Source organism: Sorangium sp. So ce836, from assembly GCF_028553905.1.
GTDB classification, from domain to species: domain Bacteria; phylum Myxococcota_A; class Polyangia; order Polyangiales; family Polyangiaceae; genus Sorangium; species Sorangium cellulosum_D.
In genome coordinates this window covers 5,051,552-5,065,001 of record NZ_CP102233.1, presented here as the reverse complement: position 1 = coordinate 5,065,001, position 13,450 = coordinate 5,051,552, and the positions used below count along the sequence as shown (strand labels likewise).

2 protein-coding genes are annotated in these 13,450 nt (G+C 69.1%); both read right to left on the bottom strand.

Annotated elements, in window-relative coordinates:
• Positions 1-64: 64 nt before the first annotated feature.
• A complete protein-coding gene (locus NQZ70_RS18470; RefSeq protein ID WP_272828691.1) occupies positions 65-1,714 on the bottom strand; it encodes a serine/threonine-protein kinase in 1,650 nt (549 codons plus the stop codon).
• Positions 1,715-1,878: 164 nt separating this feature from the next.
• Positions 1,879-13,413, bottom strand: a complete 11,535-nt coding sequence (locus tag NQZ70_RS18465; RefSeq protein ID WP_129575386.1) for a tetratricopeptide repeat protein — start codon at positions 13,411-13,413, stop codon at positions 1,879-1,881.
• Between the last annotated feature and the right edge of the window lie 37 nt (positions 13,414-13,450).

Sequence of the window (13,450 nt, the reverse complement as noted above, 5' to 3'; positions counted from 1 at the left end):
CGCCGCCCTCCGGGCCGCCCGCGCGCCCGCTCTCGCGGCTACGGCGAGCCCGCGGCCCTGCCCGTCACTTCCGCGGCGCGGTGCCGCCGCCCTGCTTGGGGGACGCCGTCTGCACCGGGCGCAGGTTGATGGTCAGCACCTCGTCGCGCGTGAACACCACGAAGCGCGCCTCCGGGGTGTACCCGTCGGCCGTGACCCGGATGCGGTGTCCGGTGCCATCCCGGCTGAACCGCGCGAAGAACGGGTTGCTGGGGAGCTCCACGTCGTCGAGGTAGATCTTCGCGTCGAGCGGCGTGGCGATGATCCGGAGCTCGATGAGGTTGGCGATGGGCGCCGGCTGCGGGGACGGGATCACCATGGTGGGGGCGGGCGCATCGACCACGGAAGGCTCCAGCTCCTCCTTCGTCGGGAACATCGTGACGACCGCCCACGTGCCGCCGATCAAGAGCGCGGACAGCAGCGTGACCCCCGCGCCCCAGAAGAGCGCCTTGCCCCCGCTCGGCTTTGTGTTGGCGACCATGATCGTGGGGATCGTCTGGCGGTTCGAGATGCTGTCCTCGCGCGAGCTGTCGTCGCCCAGCATCGGGTCCGCGACCGGCGCGGCGGAGAACTGCTGCGCCATCTGCGACACCGGCATGCGCTGGGACCACGGCACCGCGCCGCGCTCCTCGAGCACCGGGAGGATCTCGAACTCCTCCGCGCCCTCGCCCGAGGCCGCGTGGAGCCGCCCGAGCTGGTCGCTGATGGCGGACCGCACCTCGGCCCGGCGGTTCGCGAACGTCTCGCCGATGAGGCGGCCGATCTCGGCCGACGACGGGCGCCGGCCCATCGTCGCGAGGTAGGCCTCGACGTCCTCGCGCATCTGCGCCGCCGTCGCGTAGCGGTCGTCGGGCGCCATCGCGAGGGCGCGCGAGCAGATCCGATCGAGCGCCTCGGGCGCCGCGGGCCACCGCTCGCGCAGCTGCGGGATCTCGCCGAACGTGAGCCGCTGGAGGATCTGAACGTCGGAGAGATCCCCCCAGAAGCGCTCGCCCACGACGAGCTCCCAGAAGATCAGGCCCATCGAGAAGACGTCCGCGCGGCGGTCGACCGTCGTCGCGAGGGCCTGCTCCGGCGCCATGTACCGGATCTTCCCCTTGACGACGCCCGTGCTCGTGTCCGCGTCGCGCGTCGCCCACTTCGCGATGCCGAAGTCGACGACCTTCGCCTGCCCGTCGTAGGTGACGAAGATGTTGTGCGGGCTGATGTCGCGGTGGACCACCTGGAGCGGCTGCCCGTTGAAGTCCATGAGGTCGTGCGCGTAGTGCAGCCCGGCGAGCGCGTCCGAGAGGATCGCCAGGTAGACCGCGCGGTGACGCGAGGGGTCGATCTTCCTGCAGATCCGATCGAGCGAGTGCCCCTCCAGGTACTCCATCACGATGTAGTACTGGTCGTCGATCTGGCCGCACTCGTACGTCTGCACGACGTTCGGGTGGTTCAGCCGCGCGGCGAGCCTCGCTTCGTCGAGGAACATCGCGTTGACTTCGGGCTCGGTGGCGATCCCCGGCTTGAGCCGCTTGATCACGACCAGCTTCTCGAAGCCGAGCGGGCCGCGATGGGCAGCGAGGAAGACCTCGGCCATCCCACCCTGCCCCAGCTTTGCGATCAGCCTGTATCTCCCGAAGCCTCTCGCGGACTGCACGGGGAGCCGGACGATCATCGATGACGAGGTCACAGCACCCGATCGTTCGTAAGGATTGCTGACTCGTCAAGCAGACTCATGGAGATGTGCCTCCCGAGGGCGCAGATCGATCCGAGGCCGGGAGCGAGCTGCCCCCGGCCTCGGATGTCCTCATTTCGATGTAGATTCAGCTACTTAGGGCCCACCGACGCGCGCGTTCACCCCTCGCCGATGGCGATGCCGAGCGCCTGACGCAGCGCAAAATACTGATCGCTTGTCGAGAAGACGATCAGCTCCTTGAGCTTGTCCTGGGGCGGCAGATCCCCGGGCTGCTGCGGCTCGGCGGCGATGATCTTCTTCGCGATCTCGAGATCGCCCGACAGGAGCAGGCCGGTGCGCGCCGCGGTGATGTCGACGCACTGGACCCACCGCTTGATGTTCGCCTTCGCGCCCTCCGCGAGGAACTTCTTGACCACCATGCGGAGCCCCTCGAGCTGCATCGGCTGCATGAAGCCGCGGAGCGTCTGCGCGGTGGCCATGATCTGCTTCTCGATGTCCTGCGGCACCGGCGTGTCGGGCGCGACCAGCTTGATCCCGGCGAACAGGAGCACCGTCAGCTCGGTGACCGTCGGGAACAGCGTCTTGATGTAGTGCTCGCCGCGGTACATCGCGAGGTGCTTGCCGACGATGAACGTGAGCTCCTGCGGCGAGAACCCGGTGAGGACGGTCTGCCCCGCGACGGACGCCGGCTGCTCGTTCGCCACCGCGACGAGCGCGCCGGGCACGTCGCTCCGCACGTAGAGCCGCGGCGCCGGGAGCCCGAGGACGTTGGCCGCCCACCCGAAGGTCCGGGCGAACGTCACCGTCGAGGTCGCCGGATCCTGCAGGAACCGCGGATCGAGGACCGGGAGCTCCTTCCTCTGCTTCAGCGTCTCGATCTTCGCCCTGAGCGCGGCCCCCGCGATCATCTCGAAGATCTTGCCGACGTAGAGGTTCTCCTCCTCGTGGAACAGGTTCCTGATCCACTGCTCGTTGTCGAGCCGGCTCTTCGCCGGGATCAGCCCCTGCGGGCGGTAGTCCTCGAAGTACTGCTGCTCGTCCGGATCGGCCTTGCGGAGGAACGCGAGCGCCGCCGCGACGCACCAGGCCTGGTCGTAGCGCTTGCCGTCGACGTACAGGCGGTAGAGCCGCTTGTACGGGTCGATCTTCATCGGATCGATCTTGACCATCGCCTGGAACTCGCTGGTCGCCAGATCGAACTGCTCCGACTGCTCGTAGAGCTCCGCCAGGATCAGGTGCTCCGTCGCGTCCTCGGGCTTGAGCCGCGAGGCCATGCGGAACGTCTCGACCGCGGCCGTCCGGTCGCCGAGCCGGTCGCGGTAGATGAGCCCGAGCGCGTGCCAGAGGTTGTACTCGAGGTCCGTGTTCCCCTTGCCGGCGACCCGGTGCAGCATCTTGCGGTACGCCCGCTCGAGCTGCTTCCACTCCTTCTGCGCCGTGAGGATCTTGTTGATGCGCTCGAAGGCCTCGAGGGAGTGCGGGTTCAGGTCCAGCGTCTCGTTGAACAGCTCCACCGCGCGCGCCGGATCCTCCAGCTTGTCGCGGTAGATCTGCGCCATCGTGTAGAGGTAGCGGCTCTTGCGATCCGGCTGCGGCTCGAGGTCCGCGATCCGCTGGAGGCAGTCCACCATCCGCTCCCACTGCCCCGTGCGCTGGTAGAGCTGGAGCAGCTTGTGGAGCAGGACGTGGTTCTGCGGCTCGAGATCGAGCGCCTCCTCCAGGGCCTCCACGCCCTTCGGGATGTTGTTCTCCTTCTCGACCCAGATGTCGCCGATCTCGTTCAACATCCTGAACCGCTCGGCGCCGTCCATGATGTTGTCGAGGATCAGCCGCTTGTAGTGGCAGACCTGCTTGTAGTCCTTGAGCGCGTCGTAGACCGAGACCATCGCCTCGAGCGTGGGCCGGTGCGACGGGTCGGCACCGAGCGCCTTCTCGAAGTTGTTGACCGCCTGCTTCGACTGCCCCTGCGCCTGCTTGATGCAGCCGAGCTTGTAGTAGACGGTGGCGCGCTCCTCGGTCTCGGCCTCGTCGAGGCTGGTGAGCACCTTCTGGTAGTTCGTCAGCGCGCTCGCCCAGTCGTTCAGCTTGAAGCTCACGTCGGCGAGGCCCCGGATCGTCTCCTGGTCGGTGAGATCGAGGTTGTGCGCCGCCGTGTACGCCTTGAGCGACGCCTCGTCCTTGCCGAGCCGCTCGAGGACCTTGCCGAACGTCCGCTGCAGCCGGTGCTGCTCTGAACGGTCGCGCTTGCCGCTCTTCCTGACGAGCATCTCCGCGAGCGGCTCGGCCTGGGCCCACCGCTCCGTGGAGACGTACTCGTTGAGGAGCGGCATCGCGGCGTCCTCGTTGTCGGGGTCGCTCTGGAGCGCCATCTCGTACGCCTGCACGGCGAGCGCGTGCTCGCCGAGCATGTCGTCGCGGAGCTTGCCGAGCTCGACGAGCAGCCGCGCCTTGGCGCGGGGCGCGTCGGTGTTCATCTGCTCCTGCTCGAGGTAGCGCGCCGCCCGATCCCAGTCGGCCGCGTCGATCGCGATCACCCGCAGCGCCGCCAAGCTCGGCACGTGGGAGGGGTCGAGATCGAGCGCCATCTCGAAGCGCTCCTGGGCCAGCCCGCGCTCGCCGAGCTTCTCGTCGAGCTGCCGGCCGATCCGGTAGTACATGTCGACGCGCTGCTTGCCGTCCACGGTCAGGTCCGCGACGCGCGTCATGTACTCGATGGCCTTCGCCGAGTTGTCCTGCTTCTCGTAGAGCTTCGCCAGCGCCTCCAGGGACGGGATGTGCGTGTCCTGGATGTCGACGATGTTCAGGTAGGCGTCGATCGCGCGGTCGAGGTCCTCGATCTCCTCGGCGTAGACCTTCGCCGTCTGGGACCAGAGCTCGATCTTCTTCTGGCGATCCTCGGCGGCGTTGATGTGGCGGTCGTACGTGTTGATGAGGTCGTGCCACTGCCGGAGCCGGCGGTAGCAGCGCTCCAGGGCCTCGAGCGCGGGCTCGTGCGACGGGTCGATCTCGACCACCTGCTCGAGCCGCGCGGCCGAGAGATCGGGCTTCAGGAACTGCTCCTCCTGGAGGTTCGCGATCTTCATCAGCACGTCGATGCGCTCGCGCTCCGTGGTGACCACGTCGAGCTGCATCTCGAGGACGCGCACGAGATCCGGCCACTGGTGGGTGGTCGTGTACACGCGCTCGAGCCCCCGCATCGCGAGCAGGTTCGACGCGTCGATGTCCAGCACCTCGCGGTAGACCGCGCCGGCCTTCTCGATGAGGCCGAGCTTGGTCTCGTAGAGGCCGGCGGTGCGCAGCTTCACGCTCGCGACGACGTCGGGCTCGCTGACGGCCTTCGCCTTGCGGAGCAGGACGTCGACGAGGTCGTTCGACTGGTCGCGATCCGTGTAGATGCGCTCCAGCGCCTCGAGGGCGTGGAGGTGCAGCGGATCGACGTCGAGGGCGCGCCGGTAGAAGCTGAGCCCCTGCTCGACCTCGCCCATGTGCTTCTCGAGCACCTCGCCGAGCTCGGTCAGGATCTCCTTCCGGTCGACGTCGATCACCGCGACGTTGAGGGCGTTCGTCAGCATCTCGCCCTGCCGCTGCCACTGGCCGGTCTTCTTGAAGAAGTTCGCCATCTGGCGCAGCACCGCCACGTTGTTCGGGTCGTACGCGTAGATCTGCTGGTAGTACGGCTGCGCGTACTCGGGGTGACCGAGGTCCTCCGAGTACCACTTGGCCAGGCGCAGGCAGAGCGTGATCTTCTGGACCGGGGCCGTCTCCTGCTGGAGCCACCCGTTCACCGTCTGCACGAGCTCGGGCCAGCGGTTCGTCGCCTGCGCCATGCGCTCGAGGTACCGGACCGTCTCCATGTCGGAGTAGTCCATCTCGAAGGCCGTGAGCAGCGCGTCGAAGGCCTGGGGCTTGTCCTCGAGCTGCTCCTCGAAGACGCGCGCCACCTTGCGGAGGATGTCGGTCTTCTCGTGCACCTCCTCGCGCGACTCGAGCCGCGCGAGGTAGAGCTCGATGAGCGGCTCGCTGCGCCGGGCCGCGTCGTGGAGCTCCTCGAGCGCCGCGAAGGCCTGGTCGTGCGTCGGGTCGAGCTCCAGGACCTTCTCGTACGCGAGCGTGCCCCGGTCCTTCTCCTCGACCTGGTGCTCCCAGATCTGCGCCACCTCGAGGTACTCGCGCACCTTGTCGGCCGGCGACTCGTAGGCCGCCGCCCGGCCCATCTTCACGTCGATGACCTCGACCCAGCGCCCCTCGGCGCGGAGCAGGTTCTCCAGGGCGGCCATCGCCTCGAAGTCCTTCGGGTCGACCTCGAGCAGCTTCCGCCAGGCGTCGATCGCGTCGTACGCCTGCCCGAGGACGTGCTGGTAGGTCGTCCCGAGCTCGCGGTAGAGCGCGATCACGTTCTCGGCCGGCAGCACGTCGCGCGCCCGATCCACCGTCTGGTGGAGCGCGCTCACGATCTGCTCGGGCTCGTTGCGGAGCCGCCAGATCGCCGCGATGGCGTAGAGCGCCTCGAGGTTCGCGTAGTCGATGTCGAGCACGCGCTGGTAGTCGTCGAGCGCCGAGTCGTCGCGGCCGAGCTGCTCGTGGAACAGCTTGGCGCGGCGGAGCAGCACCGCGACGCGCGACTCGTCGTCGATCGCGATGTCGTAGTGCCGCTCGAGGACGTCGCAGAGCTCGGCCCACTGCCCGACCCGCTCGTACAGGTTGGACAGCGCCCCGAGCGCCTCCGGATCCTCGCCGCGGAGGTCGAGGACGCGCTTCCACGTCTCGACCGCGCCCTGGACGTCGTTCAGCCGATCGGCGAGCAGGTGCGCCATCTTGGCGCGGATGTCCGCCTCCTGGCTGTCGCCCATCGCGTTCTCGAGCTCCCGCTCCAGCACGACCTTGAGCTGGGTCCAGGCGCCCTTGGTCGTGTAGATGCGCTCGAGGGCGCTGATCGCCTGCTCGTTCGTCGTCTCGAGCTCGTCGAAGATGCGCCGGAAGGCGCGGATGGCGTCGTCGAGCTGCCCGAGCCGCTCCTCGTACGTCTGGCCGAGCCGGAGGTACAGGTCGACGAGCTCCGGGCGATCCTCGGTGGCGCGCACCCGCTGCTCGAGCACGCTCGCGAGCTCCGGGAACTGCTCGAGCTGCGTGTAGATCCGGTCGAGGTTCGAGAGCGCCTCGGCCTCGAGCGGCTCGATGCCGAGCACGTACCGATACGTCTCCTCCGCCTTGGCGACGTCGCTGAGGTCGGTCTCGAAGACGCGCGCGAGCCGCTTGCCGATGCTGGTCTGCACGTCCTTGTCGGCGTGGATGCCCAGCACGTCGGCGTACGCGTTCGCGAGCAGCTCCCAGCCGCCGTCGACCGAGCCGGCGAGCCGCTCGACCTCCTCGAGCGTCTTCTCGTCGCGCGGGTACTCCTTCAGCGCCCGGATGAAGACGGCGAGGGCCCCGTCCGGCGAGATGAGGCGCTCCTCCTGGAGCTCGCCCAGCCGGTAGTACATCGACAGCCGATCCGGCTCCTGGGTGAGGTGGGTGAGCTCCGCCTCGAGCACCCCGCCGAGCTTCTCCCACTCCGCCGCCGCCTGGTAGAGCGGCTCCAGGATCGCGCCGATCTCGATCTGCTTGATCCCGGCCGCGAAGAGCCCCTCGAGGGCCTCGAGCGTGGGCGAGTGCTCGGGGGCTGCGGTGAGCACCTCGCGGTACGCCGCGATCGCCGCCGGCAGGTCGTTGAGCCGCGTCTGGTACACCACGCCGAGCCGGTACTTGAACTCGAGGATCTCGTCCGGCGACTGCGCGATCTCCGACTCGCGCGAGAGGATCGTGACGAGGTCGCTCCACCGCTCGGTCGCCGTGAACAGGCGGTCGAGCGAGGCAATCGCGGTCTGGTTCTCCGGCTCGACCTCGAGCACGCGCCGGTAGCGCGCGACGGCGCTGTCGATGTCGTCGAGCTGCGTCTCGAAGATCTGCGCGAGCCGCAGCCCGAGCTCGACGAAGCGCCCCGGCTCCTCGCCGAGCCGGCCGAGCTCCGTGTCGTAGAGCGCGGCGACCTGCGGCCAGCGGTTCACCATCATCGCGAGCCGCTCGAGGTTCGAGAGCGACTCCTCGTTGCCGATGTCGAACGTCACCGCCCGCGCGTACGTCTCGAAGGCGGTCACGTGGTCGCTCAGCATCTCCTCCGAGAGGCGCGCGATGCGGTGGAGCAGATCGACCTTCTCGTACGGGTCCTCGGCCACCCGGACCCGGACCTCGAGCACGCTGATCAGCTTCTGCCACTCGCCGGACGCGTCGTAGATCGGCTCGAGGACCAGCGCGGCGCCGAGCGGATCGCGGGTGCCGTCCTTGATCTGCTCGAGCGCGCGGAGCGTCGGCTCGTGGTCGGGCATCTGCTGGAGCAGATCGCGGTAGAGCTCGATGGCCCTCGACACGTCGTCGAGGTGCTTCTCGTAGAGCTCCGCGATCCGGTACTGGTAGCTGATGCCCTCCGCCGGATCGGCGGTGATCTCCGCCTCGTGCTGGAGCACGCTGAGCAGCTCGAGCCAGTTCTCCGAGGTCTGGTAGAGGACGTCGAGCCGTCCGAGCGCCTGCAGGTCGTCCGGATCGATCTCGAGCACCCGCTGGTACGTGTCGATCGCGCTCGCGACGTTGCCGAGCTCGCGCTCGTACACCGCGCCGATCTGGTAGTAGATGCGCTTCTTCTCGTTCGAATCGAGGACGAGATCGGCCTTCTTCGCGTAGACCGAGAGCAGCTCCTGCCAGCGCGAGAGGCTGAGGTAGAGCTTGGTCAGCGCGTCGATCGCCCGGAGATCCTCGGCGTCGAGCTCGAGCACCTTGCCGTAGACTGCGATGGCCTGGTCGTGCCGCTCGAGCACCTCCTCCTCGATGCTCGCGGCCTGGAACAGGGCGAGCTTCTTCTCGCTCAGGTCGTCGAGGATGTCCGCCTTCTGCTGGAGGATCTGCGACAGCTCGTTGTACCGCTCCGACGTCCGGAACAGCCGCTCGAGCGACTCGGCCGCGTGCAGGTTGCGCGGATCGATCTCGAGCACGCGCCGGTAGTGCCCGACGGCGCTGTCCATGTCGCCGAGGTCGCCCTCGTAGATGCGCGCGCTCATCGTGTAGAGCGTGCTCGCGAGCTCCGCGTCGGTCTGCTGCGCCGCCAGCGTCTCGAACACGCGCGCCAGGTCGGCGAAGCGACCGGTCGCGCGCGCGAGCCGATCGAGCCCCTCCTGCGTCGACTCCGAGGCCGGATCCTGGCTCAGCGCCCGCGCGTAGGTGTCGAACGCTGAGTTGAGGTCGCCGCCGGCGTCCTCGTAGAGCACGGCGATCTGGTGGAGCAGCTCGACGCGGCGGGTCACGTCGTCGCTGCGGCGCACCTGCACCTCGTGCACCCCGATGAGCTTCTGGTAGTCGCCCGACTGGCGGTACAGCGGCTCGAGGATCTCCGCGATCGCGACCTCGTGCTCGGGGAGCTTCCCGAGGCGCTCGAGGGCCGCGAGCGCCTCGACGTTGGTCGGCTCGCGCTCCAGCACCTGCCGGTAGATGTCGATCGCCGAGTCGACGAGCCGCATCCGCGACTCCCGCAGCGCGGCGAGCCGGAGCATCAGCCGGATCTGCGCCTCCTCCTCGGCCGCGATGCTGAGCTGCGCCTCGAGGTTGTCGGCCAGCTCCTCCCACATGCCCTGGCGGCTGAAGAGCCCGTCGAGCGCCGTCAGCGCCACGAGGCTCGTGTCGTCGGTGGAGAGGACCTCGCGGTAGGCGGCGATCGCCTCCTCCGGTTGGCCGAGCCGCTGCTCGTAGACCTCGGCCATCTGCGCGTAAAGGCTCTCGCGCTCGGCGGGCTCGTGCACGAGCTCGATGCGGCGCCGGTAGACGCCGATGAGATCGCCCCAGCGCTCGGTGCGCCGGTAGAGCGCGTCCATCGCCTCCAGCGCCTCGGAGTCGGAGGGATCGATCGAGAGCACGCGGAGGTAGCCGTTCGCCGCGTCCTCGACCTTGCCGAGCCGCTCGTGGATGCTCGCGAGCCGCATCCAGTACTCGCGGCTCAGCCGGGCGTCGCTCAGCGAGTCGGCGATCTCGCTGAAGATGACGTCGAGCCGGTCCCAGGCGCCCGCCTGCGCGGCGAGCGACTCGAGCTCCGCCCGCGTCTCGGCGTGCGACGGGTCGTCCTTGAGCGCCCGAGACTGCGCGTCGAACGCGCGGTTCAAGTCGCTCAGGCTATCGGCGGCCGTCCGCGCCACCTTCCGGAGCAGCGAGACGCGCGTCGCCGTGTCGCCCTCGGCCGCGGCGAGGATCTCGAGCGCCTGGATCAGCTTCTCCCAGTCGCCGCGCCCCTCGTAGATCTCCTGCAGGATGGCCGCCGCCTCGGCGCGCAGCGACTCGTTCGAGAGCAGCGCCTCGAGCGCGAGGCGCGCCGCGTCGTTGCCCGGATCGAGGATCAGGATTTCCTTGTAGTTCTCGAGCGCTCCGGCCGCATCGTTCAAGTGCTTCTCGAGGGTGCTCCCGAGCCGGAACTTGAGGTCGATGAGCGCCTGCTCGTCGAGCGGGGAGTCGATCCGCTTGCGGAGCACGTCGACGTAGGACTCCCAGTCCTGCTGCTCGCGGTAGAGCTTGTCGAGCGCCGCGAGCGCCTGCGGGTCCGTCGGCTCGTCGTCGAGCACCTGGCGGTACGTCGCGATCGCCCGCACCGGGTCGCGCAGCTCGCCCTCGTAGAGCTCGGCGATCGCGTAGAGGATCTGCTTGCGCTCCTCGGGCTCGGTGATGATGCCGAGCTTCTTCTCGTAGATGCCGAGCAGCTCGCCGAAGCGGCCCGTCTCGCGGTAGAGCCGCTCCAGCGCGCTGATCGCGGCCTGGTTCTCGCCGTCCGCCTCGTACACGGCGCGGAACTGCGAGAGCGCCTCGTCGATGCGCTTCACCTCGTCGAGCAGCACGCGCCCGAGCCGGAGCCGGAGATCGACCCCGAGCGCGATGTCCCCCTCGCTCTCGGCGCGGGAGATCGCCGTCGAGTAGGCGTCGATGAGCGCGTCCCACCCCTCGGTGGAGCGCGCGGCCCGCTCGACGTCGTCGATGCACTGCTCGTCCTGCGGGGCGATCTGGAAGGCCGAGAGGTAGCGCTCGAACGCCTTCTGCGGCTCCTTGAGCCGCGTCTCGTAGAGCGCCGCGACCTGCCGGTAGAGGTCGAGCCGGGACGCGTCGTCCTGGTCGTGCGAGAGCTTCACCTCGATCGCGCCGGCGAGCCCCTTCGGGTTGTTCGCCTGCGTGTAGATCGGGATCAGCGCCTCGGCCGCGGCGAGGTGCGCGCCGTCGATCGAGAGCACCTTCTCGTAGGCGCGCGCCGCGCGATCCGCCTTCTGCTTCTGGTTCATCCAGAGCTCGGCGATCTTGAGCAGCAGGCTGATCTTGGCCGCGTCGTCGGTCTCCTTCGCCTCCTGCGACTCGAGGACGCGGATGAACTCGTCCCACTTGCCGCTCTCGGCGTAGAACACCTCGAGATCGTCCCAGCGCTGGAGCTGGAGGTACGCCTTCTTGAGCGCCTCCTGCGCCTTGCGGTCCTGGGGGTTCAGCGCGATCACCTCTTGCCAGGCCTTGACCGCGGCCTCGTCGTCCTTGAGGCGCTCGCCGTAGAGCTGCGCGAGCTTGCTGAGGAGCGCGAGCTTCTGGGTGCTGTCGAAGGTCGTGTCGACCTGCTTCTGCAGCACCCGCGCGAACGCCTGGTAGTCCTTGTTCTTCTCGTAGAGCCCCGCCAGCGCGTTCAGCGCCTCCGGGTTCTCCGGATCGTTCGCGAGGACCTCGTCCCAGAGCTCGATGCAGAAGTCGACCTTCTTCACCCGCTCGGACGCGAGCTTCGCGATCTCCAGGTACTTGGCGGCGCGCTCGCCGCCCTCCGGGAGCGCGGCGGCCTCGCGGCGGAGCAGCCCGATGAGCTTCTCCCAGTCGCGCCGCTTCTCGTAGCTCTGGCGGAGGAAGTCGATCGCCTGCGGGTGCTCGCCGTCGATCGCGAGGATCGCCTCGTAGCACTTCACCGCCTCGGCCGCGTTCGAGAACTTGCCCGAGTAGAGCTCCGCCGCCTTCGCGTAGTTCTCGATCTTCTCGGCGGGATCGGAGACCGCCTCGGCGATCTCGATCAGCGTCTTGACGTACTCGTTGTACCGCTTGGCCTGCTCCTGCTTCTGGGCCTTCGCCTTGAGCTCCTCGACGCGGCCCGCGATCTCGGCGGCCGGGGGCGGCGGCGCGGTCGGCCGCCGGCCGATCTCCGAATCGGCGGGCCGGCTCTCGGCGGGGGCGCGCGGCGGCGGCGCCGGCTCGATGTCGGCGACCGAGGACCTCGCGTTGACCTCGTCAGCCGGGACGTCCGCGGGCGTGCTCGCCCTGCCGCTCACCGGCGCCGGCGCGCTGACCGGGGCCGGCGTGCTGACCGGCGCGCGCGCGCTGACGGGCGCCTGTGCGCTGACGGGCGCCTGTGCGCTGACAGGCGCCTGTGCGCTGACAGGCGCCTGTGCGCTGACGGGCGCAGGCGCGCTCGTGGGGAGCGGCGTGGCGTCCGCGGCTGCGACGGGCGCGGCCGGCGCGACGGCGACCGGCGCAGGCGCCGCGGCCGGCGCGGGCGCCGCGGCCGTGAGGCGCTCGCCGATCTGCGCTTCGAACGCGCTGACGCTCGGGTGCGTCGGCGCGACCGCCGAGAGCCGCTCGAACCAGCTCCTCGCTCGGATGAGGTTGCCGAGCTGCCGCCAGGCGATGCCGCCCGCCTGCGCGATCATGAACGGCGAGCTGCCGTTCTGGTTCGCGGCGCTCTCCGCCAGCGCGGCGACGCGCTCCCAGTTGCCTTCCTTCGTCCCCCAGAGCTCGCGCAGGTAGGCGAACGCCGCCTCGTTCGAGGGGTCGTACCGGAGCGATTCCTCCAGGAGCTTCGAGCCGATCTCGACGTTCTGGTGCCGCGTGGCCCAGCGGACGCCGAACTTGAACGCCGCCTCGCCGCGCGCCACGCCGGTGCGCGCGTCGAGGATGCGGCGCTGCGTCTCCACGATCGCCTGCGGCCGCTCCTCCTCGGCGAGCAGCCCCTCGAACATCGCCGCGGCCTGCTTGTCGGAAGGCGCCGTCTCGTACGCCCGCCGGAGCAGGCCCTCGAGCTGGTCGCGATCGAAGCGCTTGGCGAGGCGCGCCGCGCGGAGCAGCAGCCGCTTGCGCTCGCTCGTGGTCGCGGCCGCGTCGGCCGCCTCGACCAGCTCCGCCATGTGCGCCGCCCACGACGACTGATCGACCTGCATGTCGCCGAGGCAGGCCCGCGCTTCCTCGCTGGTCCCGCCCGAGGCGCCGAGCGCGCGCGCGTACGTCGCCGTCGCGCGCTCGAAATCGCCCGCGTCGCAGAGCACGTCGCCGAGCTCCACGAGGAGCTCGGCGGCCGCGGTCCCCTCCGGCGAGTTCCTCAGCTCGAGCTCGAGGAGCTTCAGGACCATGTTGGTCTTGCCGAGGTCCCAGTAAATCGAACGAGCCGACTCCAGCGCTTCGAGCAGCGCTGGATTCAGCTTGTAGGCGTCCTGGAAGTGCTTCAGCGCCTTGACGGCCTGAAGGAACTTCTCCTCGAGCAGCCGCCCGAGCTTCAGGTGATATGCCGCCTTCCGGGTCGCGTCCCCTTCGGCCGCAATCCCCTTCTCGAGCTCCTCGACGAGCCCTTGCCAGTCATGAACCGACTCGAGATGATTGAGACGCTGCGCAAGATCCATTGATTATCGACCCTCGGCCCCGACCTTCGAACGGATT

Coding starts and splice junctions, on each gene's coding strand:
- NQZ70_RS18465 (WP_129575386.1), bottom strand. CDS start 13,413: ATGGATCTTGCGCAGCGTCTCAATCATCTCGAGTCGGTTCATGACTGG.